Annotated in this window: 18 protein-coding genes, 3 tRNA genes and 1 rRNA gene; 1 reads left to right on the forward strand and 21 read right to left on the reverse strand. The window is 35.7% G+C overall.

Annotated features, from left to right (window positions below; genetic code table 11):
* Positions 1 to 89, forward strand: a 5S ribosomal RNA gene (gene rrf / locus CHB58_RS02620); the annotation flags it as partial.
* 25 nt (positions 90 to 114) lie between these two features.
* Here the strand turns inward: rrf and CHB58_RS02625 are convergent.
* From CHB58_RS02625 to CHB58_RS02725, 21 genes are all read right to left on the reverse strand, one after another.
* On the reverse strand, positions 115 to 687 hold the full coding sequence (locus CHB58_RS02625; RefSeq protein ID WP_089322559.1) for a CPBP family intramembrane glutamic endopeptidase: 573 nt from the start codon (positions 685 to 687) through the stop codon (positions 115 to 117).
* On the reverse strand, positions 677 to 1,666 hold the full coding sequence (locus tag CHB58_RS02630) for an HpcH/HpaI aldolase/citrate lyase family protein (RefSeq protein WP_089322560.1): 990 nt from the start codon (positions 1,664 to 1,666) through the stop codon (positions 677 to 679). The genes CHB58_RS02625 and CHB58_RS02630 overlap by 11 nt, the downstream gene beginning before the upstream one ends.
* Positions 1,667 to 1,680: 14 nt before the next feature.
* Positions 1,681 to 3,462: a TonB-dependent receptor plug domain-containing protein gene (locus CHB58_RS02635; RefSeq protein ID WP_089322561.1), complete on the reverse strand. Its 1,782-nt coding sequence runs from the start codon at positions 3,460 to 3,462 to the stop codon at positions 1,681 to 1,683.
* 11 nt (positions 3,463 to 3,473) lie between these two features.
* Positions 3,474 to 4,172, reverse strand: a complete 699-nt coding sequence (locus CHB58_RS02640) for an ABC transporter ATP-binding protein (protein WP_089322562.1) — start codon at positions 4,170 to 4,172, stop codon at positions 3,474 to 3,476.
* Positions 4,165 to 5,067, reverse strand: a complete 903-nt coding sequence (locus tag CHB58_RS02645) for a FecCD family ABC transporter permease (RefSeq protein ID WP_180706406.1) — start codon at positions 5,065 to 5,067, stop codon at positions 4,165 to 4,167. Before CHB58_RS02645 ends, CHB58_RS02640 begins: the two co-directional genes overlap by 8 nt.
* Positions 5,055 to 5,834 (reverse strand): helical backbone metal receptor, encoded by a 780-nt coding sequence (locus CHB58_RS02650; protein ID WP_089322564.1) that lies wholly within the window; start codon positions 5,832 to 5,834, stop codon positions 5,055 to 5,057. Before CHB58_RS02650 ends, CHB58_RS02645 begins: the two co-directional genes overlap by 13 nt.
* On the reverse strand, positions 5,831 to 6,964 hold the full coding sequence (locus tag CHB58_RS02655; protein ID WP_089322565.1) for a KamA family radical SAM protein: 1,134 nt from the start codon (positions 6,962 to 6,964) through the stop codon (positions 5,831 to 5,833). The genes CHB58_RS02650 and CHB58_RS02655 overlap by 4 nt, the downstream gene beginning before the upstream one ends.
* Before the next feature lie 61 nt (positions 6,965 to 7,025).
* Entirely contained in the window at positions 7,026 to 7,715 is a 690-nt protein-coding gene (locus CHB58_RS02660; RefSeq protein ID WP_089322566.1) for an MIP/aquaporin family protein, read from the reverse strand.
* Between the two features lie 184 nt (positions 7,716 to 7,899).
* Positions 7,900 to 7,993 (reverse strand) — tRNA-Ser (locus tag CHB58_RS02665).
* Positions 7,994 to 8,003: 10 nt separating this feature from the next.
* Positions 8,004 to 8,079, reverse strand: a tRNA-Lys gene (locus CHB58_RS02670).
* Positions 8,080 to 8,084: 5 nt separating this feature from the next.
* Positions 8,085 to 8,179 (reverse strand) — tRNA-Ser (locus CHB58_RS02675).
* A 132-nt stretch (positions 8,180 to 8,311) separates the two neighbouring features.
* A complete protein-coding gene (locus CHB58_RS02680) occupies positions 8,312 to 9,349 on the reverse strand; it encodes an arsenic resistance protein (RefSeq protein WP_089322567.1) in 1,038 nt (345 codons plus the stop codon).
* Positions 9,350 to 9,524: 175 nt separating this feature from the next.
* Positions 9,525 to 9,848, reverse strand: coding sequence for a DUF7132 family protein (locus tag CHB58_RS02685; RefSeq protein ID WP_089322568.1), 324 nt, complete (start codon positions 9,846 to 9,848; stop codon positions 9,525 to 9,527).
* A gap of 13 nt (positions 9,849 to 9,861) precedes the next feature.
* Complete coding sequence (locus tag CHB58_RS02690) at positions 9,862 to 10,626, reverse strand: ABC transporter permease (protein WP_180706407.1); 765 nt, start codon at positions 10,624 to 10,626, stop codon at positions 9,862 to 9,864.
* A complete protein-coding gene (gene hypE, locus CHB58_RS02695) occupies positions 10,626 to 11,618 on the reverse strand; it encodes a hydrogenase expression/formation protein HypE (RefSeq protein WP_089322570.1) in 993 nt (330 codons plus the stop codon). Before hypE ends, CHB58_RS02690 begins: the two co-directional genes overlap by 1 nt.
* Positions 11,619 to 11,660: 42 nt before the next feature.
* Entirely contained in the window at positions 11,661 to 12,422 is a 762-nt protein-coding gene (locus CHB58_RS02700; RefSeq protein ID WP_089322571.1) for a phosphatidate cytidylyltransferase, read from the reverse strand.
* Positions 12,419 to 13,108 carry a polyprenyl diphosphate synthase gene (gene uppS, locus CHB58_RS02705; RefSeq protein WP_089322572.1) on the reverse strand — a complete coding sequence of 230 codons (690 nt, stop codon included), beginning with the start codon at positions 13,106 to 13,108 and terminating at the stop codon, positions 12,419 to 12,421. The genes CHB58_RS02700 and uppS overlap by 4 nt, the downstream gene beginning before the upstream one ends.
* Before the next feature lie 20 nt (positions 13,109 to 13,128).
* Positions 13,129 to 14,016: a methylenetetrahydrofolate reductase gene (locus CHB58_RS02710; protein ID WP_089322573.1), complete on the reverse strand. Its 888-nt coding sequence runs from the start codon at positions 14,014 to 14,016 to the stop codon at positions 13,129 to 13,131.
* Complete coding sequence (locus CHB58_RS02715) at positions 14,006 to 14,635, reverse strand: methylenetetrahydrofolate reductase C-terminal domain-containing protein (protein WP_089322574.1); 630 nt, start codon at positions 14,633 to 14,635, stop codon at positions 14,006 to 14,008. The genes CHB58_RS02710 and CHB58_RS02715 overlap by 11 nt, the downstream gene beginning before the upstream one ends.
* Positions 14,636 to 14,652: 17 nt before the next feature.
* Positions 14,653 to 15,504, reverse strand: a complete 852-nt coding sequence (locus CHB58_RS02720) for a peptidylprolyl isomerase family protein (RefSeq protein ID WP_089322575.1) — start codon at positions 15,502 to 15,504, stop codon at positions 14,653 to 14,655.
* The gene (locus tag CHB58_RS02725) at positions 15,501 to 16,040 is read right to left on the reverse strand and encodes a hypothetical protein (protein WP_089322576.1); all 540 of its coding nucleotides are present in this window, start codon (positions 16,038 to 16,040) and stop codon (positions 15,501 to 15,503) included. Before CHB58_RS02725 ends, CHB58_RS02720 begins: the two co-directional genes overlap by 4 nt.
* Positions 16,041 to 16,138 lie beyond the last annotated feature (98 nt).

Genomic DNA, 16,138 nt, shown 5'->3' on the forward strand with positions numbered 1-16,138 from the left:
CCGTTCCCATTCCGAACACGGAAGTTAAGCCCGCCAGCGCCGATGATACTGCCCTGGAGACGGGGTGGGAAAGTAGGGCGGTGCCAGGCTTTTTTATTTTGGTTTTCAATTTGTTTAGAAGATGGGGATAATAGTATAAATTATGTTATATGAAAAATGAACGATAATTGGGGGGCATAAAGATTCTGTTTTTTCAAATAAAAACCCAAGTATCAGGGAAGGGAATATAACTTTAAGCATTATTGGGTTTTTATAGGTTATCACATGGGTGATTCCAAACAAAATAGAAATCAATACATTCTCTTTGCTAATTATTGAACTGTTTTTCTTTTTTATACTTCCAAGGAGAATTCCCCTGAAAAATATCTCTTCTGGAATTGCTACGTAAAATGCTTGAAATAGAGAAAGTTTACCTATACTTTGCGGTATATTAAATTTTCCATCTTTGAAAATGAAAAACACTAATGTGTATGCTCCAAGAGTTGACAGTAAGGTTATAAGTGAAAGTTTTATATCTTTGCATTTAAAATTTAGCTTTATTTGTGTTTTAAACATTTTATCATATATAAATATGGGTAAAATTGTAAGGGAAAGAAAATTGATGATGTAACTGTATCTGGAAAAGCTGCCAATTATTATTAAAAGTAAACTAAACAGATAAATGACAAGTGTCCTTTCATATTTCATTTAGAGTTCCTGATAGTTTCAGGATGTTAAGAGCGTCTTTGTATATTGGCTGGTCTATGAAAAGTCCATTAAAGGTTATGCCGCCTTCTCCTTTCTCTTCTGCTTTTTTGTAAAGTTCAACAATTTTTCTGGCTTTTTCTATCTCTTCTTCTGAGGGAGAAAAAATGAGGTTGGCAATTTCTGTCTGTTTTATGGAGATACAGGATTTTCCACTAAATCCGATAATTTTATCTTCCATACATTCTTTTTCAAATCCTTCAAGGTCTTTGTAGTTCTGGTATGCTGGCGCTACCGGATAGACGTTATAGCTACGGCAAGTTGTTACAAAGTTGGCTTTTAAAAATTTGGCTGTGGGGGAAGTTTTGATTGCTGATTGAGGAAGCTTCAGATCGCTGAAAAGATCAAGTATTCCAAGATACGCTGTTTCAATTCTTTTTGAGGATTGTAAAATTTCTTTTAAGTTTTGAATACTTTTACCTGTTTCAATAGAAAGATGAATTTTGATTGTGTTTTCTCTAATACCTATCTTTTTCTCAAAAGCTGTGATGATTTTATCAAGAGCGATAACATCTTCAGGTGTTTCAACTTTACTAAGTCTTATTCCGTGTGGAATAGCTGGTAAAATTTCGCATATATCATCAAAGAAGAAAGAAGAGTCTATCGGATTAAGTCTTACAACTATCTGTTTATTTTCTGGATTTATGTTTGATAAGAATATTTTGAGAATTTTTCTTGCAATAGGTTTGTTTTTATCGGAGACCCCGTCTTCAAGATTAAAAATAATTATATCCACATCTCTTTCAACAATTTTTTTTAGATGTTTTATCTTGTCTCCTGAAACAAGAATGGCTGAACGGATAAATAGTTTCTTTACAGGTTCTCGTAATATCTCCTTTTTAGGTTCAAAAGTGTTTAAAATTTCAGGATTGCCTGTTTTTAAAGATTCTTCTGCTATTTTGAAAAAATTTTGAAAGTCCATATTTCTCTTCTCCCTTAGAAAGCTGCTTCTATACTTATAAAATAACTTCTTCCCGGTTGATTGTATCCGTAAGAGAGTTGATACTTTTTGTTTGTGATATTCAATATCTTACCAGATATTGTTATTTTTTCAGAAGCCTTATATGAAACAGATGTGTTAAATATTGAAAATGCTGGAAGGATACGATTGTTATATTGGTCGTCAAATCTTTTTGAGTAGTATATGTTTTCAACATTTAGAGATAAATTTTTAGATGGTTTGAAATTTAAATTGGTTTTTATCATGTTTTCAGGAACCTTAGGGATTTTATAAGTGTTTGTTCCGTTGCTCCATCTGCCGTTTGTGTAGGTGTATGATGTGTTAATCTGGGTTTTTTCCGTTAGTGATAGTTTAATGGAGGTTTCAATTCCTTCCACTTTTGAGTTGTTAAGATTTTTGTATGTGTTATAACCAAGTGAAGCATCATAAGTCCACACTATCTGGTTATCTATCTTATTGTAAAAATAACTTACTTCAACAGAATTGTCTTTATTGAACACCTTTAATAATCCTGCACTTATTCCTTTACTTTTTTCTGGTTCAAGGTCTGGATTTCCGTATGTTGCCGGCCAGCCAAACATCGGTGGATAATAGGAGTAAAGTTGTTCTATTGTTGGTGCTTTTAGTCCGTTTCCAAGCTGAAACTTTATAAAAGTTTCTTTTTCAACTTTAAAACTTCCAGACAATTTGGCAGTAGTGTAAGTTCCAAACGATGAGTATTTTTCAGCTCTTATTGATGGAGAAAGGGATAAATTTTCTGTTTTAAAAGAGGTGTTTAGGAATATGGCTTTTGTGTTTATAGTTTTTTCTCCGGTTGATGGTGAATTAGCTTTTGATTCTTTAAAATCAACCCCTGGAGACATTGTGATGTTTTTAAAGAAGATTTTTTTAAAGACTGATAGATAACCGGTTTCTCCTGTATAGGTGCCGTAGCTGTAATCTCTTTTCGTGCTTCCATATCCTGCAACAGTTTCAAGGATTGAACGGTCGGAAGTCAATATTTTAGAGTTAATGGTGGTTAGAATTTGTTGATAGTTGACTTCTCCGTTATCGTATTCATTTCTTCCTGTTTTAAAAGAGAAGAACTGTTTTATTTTTACTGAAGGTTTTGGAATTAGTTTTAGGTTAAAATTTATGAGGTGATAACTGCTACTTTCTCTGTCACCGTCTCCTGTGGTGTCGTAGCCGTTTGAATGGAAGTTTTCAAAGGTCATACTGAAAGCACTCTTTTTATCTCTTACACCGGTTTTTAGTGTTTCTTTAAGAGTGTCGTAGGAACCACCTTCAATTTTTAAAGTGGTTTTGTTTTCCGGTTCGGTTATGAAGTTGATCACACCTCCTACAGCTTCAGATCCGTATAAAGCTCCCTGAACACCTTTAAGTACTTCTATTTTTGTAAAGGAAGAGAAATCAAGGAAGTCTATGTCAGGTGTACCTTCTGGAGTTGATGGGTCGTTTAAGATAGGTGCACCGTTTATTAAAAACAGGATATATTTACTACCAAGTCCGCGAATATATACGTTTGATATCTGTCCCCAGCCGTTGTTTGATATAGTAATTTGGGGTTCTTCAAAGAAGATATCAGCAATAGTTTTTATACTGTTTCTTTCTATTTTATCTTTGTCAATTATTATACTTTCAGTGGTTAAAGCTTTTTCTGGAATGCGGGTTGCTGTTACTTCTACAGTAGCATTTTCTGTTGCAAGAGCTGCAGTTGGAAGAACAAAGGAAAGTGTGGCTAATATAAGCTTTCTCATAAAACCTCCATTTAGAAAACTATAAGCTTCTCATTTACTTTTTCAATTTTTGCAGGAACATTGTAAATAAGCTTAATGAAGCTTTCAATATTGTGGTTATAAATAAATATCTTTCCTTCTTTTATTCCAATAAGCTCATCTGATATGTTGAGAATGAAATTAAGGTCGTTTGATACTACAAGGACGGTCTTTTTTGTTTTTTTCATGATGGAAATAAACTTTTTTAATGTATAAGTGGTTTCTATATCAAGAAAGGCACTTGGTTCATCAAGAAGGATAATGGAAGGGTTAATAAGTTCAATTCTTGCAAGAAAAACTCTTACTTTTTCACCACCGCTTAGTGTATAGAACGGCTGATATTTGAATTTCACTAAAGAGTATTTTTCTAAAATGAGCTTTACTCTTTTTTCGGGGATGTTTTTAAGTTCAGATTCTATCTTTAGAATATCAAAAGGTGTTAGTTCCGTTGCTGGAAACTCTTGGGGAAGGTAATTGATTACAGATGTTCTATCTTTGACCGATAGGTTTCTAAGGTTTTTTCCGTCTATATAAATTTCTCCACTGTATTTTAAAAAACCTGATAGACATTTTAATAAAGTGGTTTTGCCGCTACCGTTCTTTCCGATGATTCCTGTTATTGTACCTTCTGAAATCTTAAAGGAAACGTTTTTCACTATATTCTTAAATGACAGATTTATAACTTCAAGCAAGTCTGTTGCTCCTTACAAGAATGGTTATGAAAAGAGGTGCTCCTGCCAGAGATACTATTACCCCAACCGGCACTTCTAATGTTGGGAAGAGAAACTTTAAAATAGCTTTTGCTATTAAAAGAGCATTTCCTCCTGTGAAAAATGAAAAGATTAGAAGGGGTTTTGTTCTCAAAATTTTAAGAAATCTCCCTATGTGAGGAATAACAATGCCTATAAAACCTATGATACCCGTAAATGAAATGGTAAGAGCAACAAAAAAAGAGGTAATTGTTATAAGGATTACCCTTTCCTTTTCAGGTGTTAATCCTGCAAAATAGGCGAAGCTGTCTCCGAGAGATAGAGCGTCGGCTTTTTTTGAAAATGGTATCAAAATAAAAAGGAGTAGAGTGGAGCTTAAAAATAGTAGGAAAGCAGTTTTAAGTGATGTGATAGGAATAAATCCCATAAGGAAGAAAAGTACAGATGGTAGTTTTTCATTACTTCCAACTGCAGAAAGGAAAACTATAAGAGCTGATAAAAGAGCGTTTATTCCTACGCCAAAAAGTATAAGTTTTACTTTGCTGTTTAAAATCTTTGCAGCAAATGTTATTATGCTAATAATCAGGATTCCTCCTATCATCGCAAAAGAGGAAGGATTTTTATCGGTTAAAAAGGCTATGACGGCTCCCAGTCCACTTCCTGCTGAGATACCAAGGATATAAGGGTCTGCAAGGGGATTTGAGAGAACGTTTTGATAAATCACTCCTGACACCGCAAGGATACTTCCGGCTGAAAGTGTCAGAAGAGCTTCGGGGATTCTTATGTTTTTTATTATCTCCTCTGAAGGAGATCCATATAATATGTAGAAAGCAGCCAAAAGAGAAGTTATAAATATTCCTGATACTATTTTTCGCAAACAGCCTTCCTCAATTCTTTTATTCCCTCTATTATATAAGGTCCCGGTTTTAAGAGATAGTCCGATTTGATTTTGATAGTTTTTATTTGGAAATTTTTGAAAAGTTTCTCTCTGCCATTTATCATGGATGTGAATATTATAAAGTCCGGTTTTTTAGAGATTATGTATTCGGGAGAAACTATTTTATATTTACCGTTTCCTGCAAGATTTATTCCTCCGGCGTCTTTTATTATTTCTCCGAGGTATGTTGAGTTCCCAGCTGTATATATTGGATTTGTGGAAAATATGATAAGTGTTTTTTTTCCTTTAAAACAGGTTTTAAGTTTTCTGATCTCTTCTGTGTAGCTTTTATAGAATTTTTTACCGTATTTTTTTCCATCTTTTCCTAAGAGGTTTCCTATGGAAATGGTAGCGTTCTCTATATCTTTTACCGTTTCTATTGTGAAAATTTTTACAGGGATTTTGAATTTTTTAATAAGAGAGATTACCTGTTTTGGTGTGAGGGATGTTCCTACCACAATGTCAGGCTTTAGAGATACTATCTTTTCAACGTTTGGGTTTATTATCCCTCCTATTTTTTCTTTCTCTTTTGCCTTTTCAGGTATTGTGCAGTAGATTGTGTCAGCTATGAGTTTATCTCCGCTTTCTGTGAAAAAAATTATTTCTGTAGTTGCCGGGGAAAGAGAGATAACTTTTTTTATCTCTGCAGAGGAGTTTTTGATTAAAAAGAAAAGAAAGAAAATCAACCAAAAAAGTTTTAATTTCATTTGAGCGCAGCTTCTACAATTTCGGACTTACTTTTTGCAGGTTCAAGGTCATCAAGCCATCCGGCATCAGGAGTAAGTTTCCTTTTAAACAGTTTCCCGACTTTTGATGGCTGTTTTGCTTGATGATATTTAAGATAAATTTCATCTCCTATAATGCCAACGATTTCTATTTTACCTGTTTTGTGAGACATTATGTATTTGAAACGTTTTGCGTGACCGTCAAGTTTCTGTTTTGCTTTTTCAACTATCTGGTATCCTTTCTTTAAAGGTACTTGAAAATGTTTTTTTACTCTCTTTACAGGCCTGCACTGGAAAAGATAGTATGGAACAACGCCTGCTGCTGTAAGTTCCTTCATAAGTGTTGTTATTGTTTCCGGGTTATCATTAACGCCTTTTAGCAACACAGCCTGATTGCTTACTATTACACCGTGTCTTATCAGACAGTCAACTGCTTTTTTTGCTTCTTCTGTGATTTCTCTTGGGTGATTAAAGTGGGTTACGAGATATATTCGTTTTTTAGTAGTTGAGTGTTTTGATAAAATATTGAGTAGTTTTTCGTCATTTATTATTCTCATAGGGTAGAATACAGGAGTCCTGCTTCCGATACGGATGAATTTAAGATGTTCAATTTTTGAAAGTTCTGATAAGAAGTGTTCTATAATTTCTGTTGGAAGAACGAGAGGGTCTCCACCTGATATTAGTACATTTGTAATTTCCTTGTGCTCTTTTATGTATTCAACCGCTTTTTCAAAAAGTTTTACAGTTTCATCTGTTGAAATTCCTACAAGTCTTTTTCTGAAGCAGTGTCTGCAGTAACCTGCGCATCTATTTGTTGCAAGTAGTAGAGCGGTTTCTCCATACTTATGCTGTAGTCCTGTTAGAACAGTATTATCCTTTTCTCCACTTGTATCATAAGAACCGGTAAGGTCAAGTTCATCTATTGAAGGAAAAATAATCTGTTTTATAGGGTCTTTAGGGTCGTTCCAGTTTATAAGCTTTGCGTAGTAATCTGGTACGAACATCGGGTGTTTTTTTATCACTTTTTCAAGTTTTATTTTTTCATTTTCCGGTATGGAAATATTGAAAGCTTTTTCTATTTCTTTTATTGAGGAGTATCCCGGTATTTTCATGATATGTCACTCCTTTCAGGTTTTACATTGAGGTTTGAAATGTGGGAAGCTTTCTAAAAATTTAGTTTTTACAGCAGGATAAGTCAACTTCAGATTCTTTAAAGATTTTATAGATTCCGGCAGCTATTAATGATCCAATTATAGGAGCGGTTATGTAAATCCATAAATAGTTGATGTTTCCTGAAATAATTGCCGGACCAATGCTTCTTGCTGGATTCATACTGGCACCGCTGATAGCTCCTCCAAAAAGAGCATCTATAGCAACGGTAAATCCTATTGCAAATGGTGCCAGATGTTTATTTCCTTTTGGATTAACAGCACTCATATAGATAACTATCATAAGAATAAATGTGAGTAGTATTTCCAGAATAAATGATTGCGAACTTGAACCTGAAGGGAGAGTGGCTCCAAGATAAGCAAGCTCTTTTGCATTTTTGCCAGTTTCTGAAAATAGGAAGGATATTAATAACGCGCCTGTTATGGCACCTAATATTTGAGATATTATGTAAGGTATTACTTTTTTCTTTTCTATGTTTTTTGAGACAGCAAGAGATATTGTTACTGCCGGATTCATGTGAGCTCCACTTATCTTTCCAAATGCAATTATTAGTAAAGTTACGCTCATTCCAAAAACGAGAGAGATGCCTAAAGCTCCGAGATTGTTGTAAAGTTTGTCAGTTACAATTGCTGAGCAGCCGGTAAAAACGAGAATAAATGTACTTATAAATTCTGAAACGATCTCTTTCTTCACTGTTAAAACTCCCGCTTTCTTGAAATTGGAAGTAGCATTATTCCAGAGAGTTTTTAGATATGCAAGTATTAGGTGGTGGATGTTTTTATAAAAGTGTTGAGGTTTTTAGTGGGGAGTTGCTGTTAAAACTACAAAAGTGGTTCTTATATGTTTAGAGATTTTAAGGGAGAGAGCTGGTGAAAGATGGCGGAGAGGGCGGGATTCGAACCCGCGGTACCGGTTATCCCGGTACAACGCCTTAGCAGGGCGCCGCCTTCAGCCAGCTCGGCCACCTCTCCTTTTTCAAAGTGGTGAGCCGCCCAGGACTCGAACCTGGGACCTACGGATTAAAAGTCCGTTGCTCTACCAACTGAGCTAGCGGCTCGTGTATGGCGGAGGGGGAGGGATTCGAACCCCCGGAGGGCTGGTTAGGCCCTCAGGTGATTTCAAGTCACCCGCCTTCAGCCAGACTCGGCCACCCCTCCAAAAAGGTGCGAATAGTAAAATAGGGTTTTGATGTGTAATTGTCAACCTTTTGCTCGATTTCAATATATGGTGGTTATCTTAATAATCTTTAAGTCTTATTATCAGAAGCTTTGGTTTTTGAAATACAAAATTTATAGAACTGTTGCAAATTGCTTTTGATTGTTTTTTTGGGTAACAAACTTTTTTGCGTAATGTTTAACATAGAAACCAAGCAAAGGTATTTGAATTATAAATCCTAAAATTACAAATAGAACCATAAGTGTTGCTTTTTCTACAGGAAATGTTATTAAAATAACAGCAAGGGTTATATTTAAATGCCTTACTGCAGAGGCAAAAGCTACTACTATTGCTTCTTCTGGTTTTAATATGTTCTTTTTGACAAGAAGATTTGCATAAATAGTGCTTATTATTATCATCGTTGTGTAGTAAATGATTAATGGAAATACTATCAATGGTATAATTTCTGGGTGAGTGAATAAAAGTTTTGTTCTGCTAAGTGATAAAACAAGAAAAGAGAGGATAACAATTCCTACACTGCTTATTCCTGAAAGTTCAGGTTTAATTTCTTTGTTAAATTTTTCTATTCCAAAACTTTTGATGAGAAATTTTCTGATTACTATTCCAATAATCATTGGGATGAAGAAAACGATAAGGATGCTCTTTATAAATGTTAATGAGCTGATTTCCATTTTGCTGCTTATTAAATGGGGTAGAATGAAAGGCACTGCTACAAATGCTGAAAATAAAAGATTGGATGGAATGAGAAACATTGCAGTTTCAATTTTTCCACCTGCAAGATTTGTCCATGCTGCTGTCATTGCGCTTGTGGGGATGAATGATAGGGTCATTAGAGCTATAAACAGTTCTGGATGATTATGGAAAAATAGTTTCCCTAATATATAAGCAATGAAAGGGGATACAGTAAAGTTTATTAAAAGGCTTAAAAATAGAACTTTTGGTTCCTTTAAATGTTTTAAAACTTCGTCTATTTTGAGGTTTATCATAACAGGCAGTATTACAAGGAACATCATTACGGATAAAATGAGAATTTTGGGTATTTTCCATCCTCCTGTTATGTAAACGTTTATAAGACCTGCAACAATTGCGGCAATAATGAAATAGGGTACGTTCTCTTTAATGAATTTGAGGTATTTCAATGCCAGTTTCATTGTTCTTCCTCCAAAATTATGTAATTCAATCTTGAATTTAAATATTGGAATTTTACGATGAATGTCAAGAAAAAAAAGGAGATGCAATTTCTACTTTGAAGTGGTGTTTAAAAGATTAAAATCCTTGAAAGTCAAGCTTTATTTGCTTTTTTGAATTTTTGTTGTTTAATTTTTATTAAAATTCATCCCGTTCATCTTTATAAGTTTTATACTCTCTGTCGGAGATTATTGAGTCTATAAATTTATCTATGTCTTCCTTTTCCAGGAAGCTTCCTGTAAGCAGTCTGCCTGTATATTGGTCGTTTTTTATTTCCCAGAACATGTAGAAATCGGGATAAACTTTTTTAATCTCTTTATAGGCAACTCCGTACTTACTCTTCTTTTCTGGATTTTGTTCAAGAAAAAAGTGGGATGGAGAGACGCTTATTTTTAAAAGTTCAACTCCTGTTTTTGTGATTACTTTTTGAATTCTGACTTCTTTTGATTCTATTACTTTCACTGTTTCCTCCTTTTCAATCAAGTTCAAGTTTTAATCCGAAGAGTTTTATCCATAGTAGCATAAATATGGTGGTGACAAGAGCATATTCAAAGAGCATTGAAGATAACACGGTGAACTGAATTACTGCCGCTTTTAAAGGGAAAGTTCCTGCCATTAAAAGACCTACCATTATTCCCGGAATGTGGACAATACCGGCGGCTTTCATCATATCTCTCATAGGTATGGTGGCGTTTTTTAAAATATCTTTAAATATTATGCTGAAAATTTTCATGTCTGATGCACCGATTGCTGCAAGGGATACGATAAAGTCCTCAAGGTCTCTTAATCTGGTTTTGTAAAAGTTAAAGGCAAGGGATAAGGAACGCATTCCGCCTGCAACGATTATTCCGCACATAGGAATTATCTTTGTGGGTTTGAAGTTTACAAATCCAACAGCAAGCAGCGGTCCTACAACAGCAATAGTAACAAAAAGAATGGTTATAAAGATTAGTCCGAGAATCTTTTTTTTGTCGTAGGATTTCAGTTTAAATCTGCTGAGGGCTATCCATGAAGCGTTAAAAATCATGACTAAAATGATGGAAAGGGTCATCAGTGTGGAGTTAAACTTGAGAAGGAAAATAAGAATTGCTCCGATTCCAACAAGCTGAAGGAGGGAAAGAACAGAGTTTATTGCAAGTTCCTTCCACAGGCCTATTTCCATTTTCTTATCAAAAATGATAACAATTAAAACAAATATATAGGATAGGACAAGATACTTTATAACTTCACTTTCTATCATCAGCATATCCTTGGTAGAGGGTCATCTTCAAGAAGATCAAGTATCCTTTCTCCACCTATTTTTGTCTTTAGCCTTACTCCTTTGAATCTATCTGTTATTTCTCCTATGATTGCACTTTCCTTTCCAAGTGGATGTTCTTTCAATTTTTTAAGCACCTTTTCTGCGTCTTTTTTGTCAACTACTATTAAAGCTTTTCCTTCGTTGGCAAGATAGAGAGGATCATATCCGAGCATATCACATACGAAGTTAACAGACTCTTTTACAGGAATTTTATCTTCAAAAAGGGTTATTCCACAATCTGCCATTTCAGATAGCTCCACTGCAACGGTTGCAACCCCTCCTCGTGTTGGATCTCTCATCCACTTTACACCTTCAATATCAAAGAGAGGAACAAGAAGTGAGTTTAAAGGGGCGCAGTCACTTTCAACAGGGATTTCCATATCAAACTCTTCCCTTGCAAGGGATATAGCTATTCCGTGGTCTCCTACAGTTCCTGTAACTATAATTAAATCTCCCGGTTTTACTTTTTCTGATGAAAAAGTTCTTTTAATTTCACCGATACCTGCTGTGTTTATATATATTCTGTCACATTTTCCCTGTTCCACCACTTTTGTATCTCCAGTTACTACGCTTACACCTGCCGATTTTGCCGTTTCGGCTATGGTTTTAATAATCTCTTCAAGCTCTTTTATCGGCAGTCCTTCTTCAACTATAAGTCCAAGGGAAAGGAATTTTGGAACTGCCCCGCTGACTGTAAGGTCGTTTACAGTTCCGCAGACAGATAATTTACCTGTATTTCCACCTGGAAACTTGTAAGGTTTAACAACGTAGGAGTCTGTTGTCATTGCAATTTTACTGGAGTTTATTCTGATGTATGCCGAATCTTGTAAAGATTTCAGCTCTTCAAAGTCCAGATATTTTAAAAAGATGTTTTCTATAAGTTCTTTTGTTAAACTTCCTCCGCTTCCGTGTGCAATTTCTATCTTTTCCATCATCTTCTCCGGAAATTTTAATTGTTAGTTTTAGCACTACATTCAAAACAGTAATGAGGAATTGGGAAGAAGCAGAAGAAGGAAAGGAGCAACAGCTATGGAGCTATCAAGTCTATCAAATACACCACCGTGTCCGGGAATTATATTTCCTGAATCTTTTACTCCAAAAATCCTTTTAATATAACTTTCAAGAAGGTCTCCTATCTGACTTACGACTGTCAGGAAGAAAATGAAGATGAAAGTTTTTATTTCAGGATATACTATGTTTAGTTTAACTGCCACAAAAGTTGCCACTATTGTTCCGCCGATTGAACCTCCAATTGCACCTTCCACGGTTTTTTTCGGGCTCAGGGATGGAGCAAGTTTATGTTTTCCAAAAAACATTCCGGTAAAGTATGCAAGTGTATCAACAGCCCAAACAATTGATACTAAAAGCAGAAGCAGTTTTTTATTAAAAAGGGTTATACTTGCTATACCTATAAATACATAGATAAAGAATAGAGAAAAAGGGAAAAACCTTTCCGGTTCTTTCTTTTCCATCACTATAAAATAGAAAAAGAGAGAGAGAAGAATCATAGGTATCAGAAAGACTTTTGTGTGCATATTGTAGAAAAGTACTGCGGATAAGCTGAATACGGTGTAGGGGATAAGTCTGTGTTCGGATAAACCTGTAATTTCAAGAAGTTCTCCGATTATTTCAAGGCCCAGGGTGAGCACAAGGATAAAATAGATCAATCCCTGAGATTTTAAAAGGAGCAGGGCATAGGCTACGACGAGAATGGCACCGATAACTCTATCTTTCAACTACCAAGACCTCCAAATCTTCTTTCCCGACGGGAGTAGTCTTCTATAGCCTTTTTAAACTCTTCCGGTGTAAAGTCAGGCCATAAGGTGTCTGTAAACCAGAGCTCTGTGTATGCGGATTGCCACAGCAGGAAGTTTGATATTCTCAACTCTCCACTTGTTCTTATTAAAAGGTCAAGGTCGGGGAGTTCGGGCATATAAAGATAATTTTTAATTGTCTCTTCCGTAATCTCTTTTACTCCTTCTTTTATTGCTCTATTTACTGCATCAACTATCTCCTGTCTTCCTCCGTAGTTTACAGTAAAAACGGCAGTCATACTTTTGCAGTGAGAGGTTTTTTCCTCTATTTCCGCAAATCCCTTTTTTAGATACTCAGGAAGCTGCCACAATCTTCCAATAGCTTTGAATTTTACGTCCTCATCAAGGAAAAGCTGCAGTTTGGATTTAACGTATTCATACATAAGATTAAAAAGAAATTCCACTTCTTCCTTTGGTCTTTTCCAGTTCTCTGTGGAAAAGGCGTACAGGGAAAGATACTTTACTCCTATCCTCTTTGCAGCTTTCACTATCTCTACGGTTACTTCTGCTCCCACCCTGTGTCCTTCTATCCTTGGCAATCCTTTTCTTACTGCCCATCTGCCGTTGCCGTCCATTATTATTCCAACGTGGACAGGAATGTTTTTCATATTCTCAAGTTTCTCCCTGATTAGAATTTGTGGTTATAAGGACTGTCGTTCTTTAAGTAATCTATGAATTTTGCAAGTTCCTGAGTTTTACCTACTAACATGAAATGAATCCCTTTTCCAAATTCTGCTATTGCGTGGGCAAGTTCAAGAGTGTATTCCCAGCCGTAGGTGTAAGGATCTTTAACTTTTTCAAGTTTTTCAATAAATGGGGCAGGTACAGATTCCGGGTTAAGTTTTCTTATAAAGTTTGCCATTTTTAGGGATTTTATCGGTAAAAGGCCTATAATAGGCACCGCTCCGGTCTCTTCTATGATTTCGTGAGTTCTTTTTGCGGTTTTTATATCATAGACAGGCTGAGTCTGGATGAATTTTGCTCCAAGTTCAACTTTCTTTTTTAACTTTGCAATCTGTAGATTTTCAGGTCCTGCAAACGGGTTAAATACTGCTCCGACAGTAAATTCAGGCTTTCCGTTTAGTTCTTTTCCGTTTATCAGAAACCCCTCCTGAAGTGTTTTTACCATCTTTAGCATTTGCAATGAATCTACATCAAATACAGGTTTTGCCCTTTTTTCGTCTCCTAAAGTTGTAAAGTCTCCCGTCATAATGGAGATGTTTCTTATTCCCAGCATGTATGCACCGAGAAGATCGGATTGAAGAGCTATTTTGTTTCTGTCCCTTGCAGTAAACTGACATATCGGCTCAAATCCTCTATCAAGGAGAATCTTTGACATTGCAACAGCAGATGCTCTTACCATTGACCGCTGGTTGTCTGTGACATTAAAGGCATCTATGTAGCCTTTGAGCGGTTTTATTCCTTTTAGAATCTTTTCCGGGTCTGTTCCGCGGGGAGGAGCTACTTCTGCAGTTATTATGAATTTTCCGTTTTTCAGTTTCTCGCTAAATTTCATTTTCAAACCGCCTTGGATGGTTTGAAATGGAAAAGTCTGTAAATTCAATATCTTTAAAAAGATGTAATTCTTTGTTTATCTTTTTTAACTTTCTCTCTATGGTAAACCAGATACATTCAACGTCGTTGTTAACTTCACACATTCCGCCTATTGCTCCTCCGCAGGGGCCGTATTTGAGGGATTTTGGACATCTTGCCACGGGGCAGATGCTTCCGGTGGTAGAGATTATGCAATCTCCGCAGGCTATACAGTATTCTTTAAAAACTTCCCTGTGGCTGTCAGAACCGATAAAAAGAGTTGAAACTCCTGTTACTACAGGGATTTCTGTTTCTTCGGAAAGAACCTGAGTTCCGGCTCCACAGGCAAGGGATACGATTATATCTGTATTTTTAAACTTTAATTTTCTTACTCTTTCAACTATGCATGTGCCCCCAAGGGTTAAAACTTCTACTATCTCTTTACCATTGTTTTCAAGAAACTGGGCTACCTCTTTTGCTTCTTTCAGTCCTCCCTGCATACATCTACCAGAACCCAATTCGCATCCCATCAGTGTCACTTTTCTGTAACCGTTGAGAGTTTTCAAAATTTCGTTAAACGGTTTAAGCTTTACAACAACCATTTTGAATGCTCCGGAGTTTAGAGGTTGAATTTTTCTATGATTGCAGTTTTCTTTAGCTTTTCAAGATACTCTTTAAGTGCTTCTTTGTATTTCGTTGCAAGGAGACGATTTTCTATCTTTTTTCTGTCACAGTTTTTATATTTTTCACTTGTCACGTATAGAATGTAGGTGCTGTTGTTCAATTCTATTCTGACAGGTTCTTTTATTTTTGCCTGCCATATCGCTTTATCAATCTTTTCAAGAAGAGAACCTTTCTTTACGTTTCCGAGAAATCCTTTTTCACATTCTTGTTCCTGTGTGCATATCTTTGTTGCATTTTCAAAAGCTTCTCCTTTCTCAAGGAGATGGAATATCCTGTTGGCGATGGTAGTGTTTTCTGTTTTAACATAGTAAACTTCTCTTGTAGGTTCTGACTTCTTGCTGCACACACGGTCAATTTCAACGGGAGATATAGATAGTTTTCTTTTTACTTCAATATCTATGAGTCTCTGAATTATCAATTGTTCTTTTATCTTCCTTTTTATTTCTCTGAAAGGAATACCTGCTTTTTCCACGGCTTTTTTGAACTCTTCAACGGATTTATAACCGTTTGCTTTTGCAAGGTTTTCAAGGGCGGCGTTTAAAGCAGTTTCCGGGATGGTAATCCTTTTTTTCTTAGCTTCGGATAGAAGAAGCGCTTTCTGGGTAAGTTCTTCAAGAGCGATTTTTTCATCCACTTTGTTCTCAGTTTGATACCTTTTTACATCGCTGTAGAGGATAGGAATGCCGTTGACAGTTTCAATGATATAGTCAACGACTTTTCCGGTGGTTTTAGCTAAGGCTGTTCCTATAAAAAAGAAGGGGAGGAGAAACGGGATTAACCGCTTCATTTTATATCTCCTGTTATTTCAACTTTATGGTTCTTCTTTATAGAGTTTATATACTTTTCAACAGCTTTTTGCTGTTTTTCTTTTATTAATTGTGCTTTAAGAAATGCTTTTATCTGGTCAAAAGGAACAGGTTTTCCATCCATCCCTTTCAGCTCATTTTTTCTCTTCTCGTAATATCCCTTAAGCTCTTTATCTGTCACTTCAAACTCTTTCTGGGAGATGTTCTTGTTTAAAAGAGCGGTAGCAAGAATCTGTTTTACAGCATTGTCTATCTGTCTTTTAACTTCTGGGTCTTTATCTATTCCCCTTTTTTTAGCTTCTTGAACAAGAATTTCCTGTTCTATAAGGTAATTGAGCAATTCCTTTTTGATTTTCGGGTCATTTTTGTCGTATTGGGGAGGTAGCGTTTCAAGAAGAGCATTTAGATCTTCCGATGTGATAACGACGTTGTCAACTTTTGCAAGCACTTTAGGTTTGGCTATAGCAGGTGCAGTTGTAACTGCTATAATTGCTGCAGCGGTTAAGAGCTTTTTCATCAAATCCTCCAGCTTAAGTTTGGTTTTCTTAAAGGTATTAAAAAATTTTTTCAGGTCAATTGCAATGTAAAGAGAAAATGCATAACTTTACCCGTTGT

Source organism: Desulfurobacterium atlanticum, from assembly GCF_900188395.1.
Taxonomy (GTDB): domain Bacteria; phylum Aquificota; class Aquificia; order Desulfurobacteriales; family Desulfurobacteriaceae; genus Desulfurobacterium_A; species Desulfurobacterium_A atlanticum.

Bases quoted from the DNA above. Each gene is read 5' to 3' on its own strand.
- CHB58_RS02625 (WP_089322559.1), bottom strand. From the start codon at position 687: ATGAAATATGAAAGGACACTTGTCATTTATCTGTTTAGTTTACTTTTA.
- CHB58_RS02630 (WP_089322560.1), bottom strand. From the start codon at position 1,666: ATGGACTTTCAAAATTTTTTCAAAATAGCAGAAGAATCTTTAAAAACA.
- CHB58_RS02635 (WP_089322561.1), bottom strand. From the start codon at position 3,462: ATGAGAAAGCTTATATTAGCCACACTTTCCTTTGTTCTTCCAACTGCA.
- CHB58_RS02650 (WP_089322564.1), bottom strand. From the start codon at position 5,834: ATGAAATTAAAACTTTTTTGGTTGATTTTCTTTCTTTTCTTTTTAATC.
- CHB58_RS02655 (WP_089322565.1), bottom strand. From the start codon at position 6,964: ATGAAAATACCGGGATACTCCTCAATAAAAGAAATAGAAAAAGCTTTC.
- CHB58_RS02680 (WP_089322567.1), bottom strand. From the start codon at position 9,349: ATGAAACTGGCATTGAAATACCTCAAATTCATTAAAGAGAACGTACCC.
- CHB58_RS02690 (WP_180706407.1), bottom strand. From the start codon at position 10,626: ATGATAGAAAGTGAAGTTATAAAGTATCTTGTCCTATCCTATATATTT.
- hypE (WP_089322570.1), bottom strand. From the start codon at position 11,618: ATGGAAAAGATAGAAATTGCACACGGAAGCGGAGGAAGTTTAACAAAA.
- uppS (WP_089322572.1), bottom strand. From the start codon at position 13,108: ATGAAAAACATTCCTGTCCACGTTGGAATAATAATGGACGGCAACGGC.
- CHB58_RS02710 (WP_089322573.1), bottom strand. From the start codon at position 14,016: ATGAAATTTAGCGAGAAACTGAAAAACGGAAAATTCATAATAACTGCA.
- CHB58_RS02715 (WP_089322574.1), bottom strand. From the start codon at position 14,635: ATGGTTGTTGTAAAGCTTAAACCGTTTAACGAAATTTTGAAAACTCTC.
- CHB58_RS02720 (WP_089322575.1), bottom strand. From the start codon at position 15,504: ATGAAGCGGTTAATCCCGTTTCTCCTCCCCTTCTTTTTTATAGGAACA.
- CHB58_RS02725 (WP_089322576.1), bottom strand. From the start codon at position 16,040: ATGAAAAAGCTCTTAACCGCTGCAGCAATTATAGCAGTTACAACTGCA.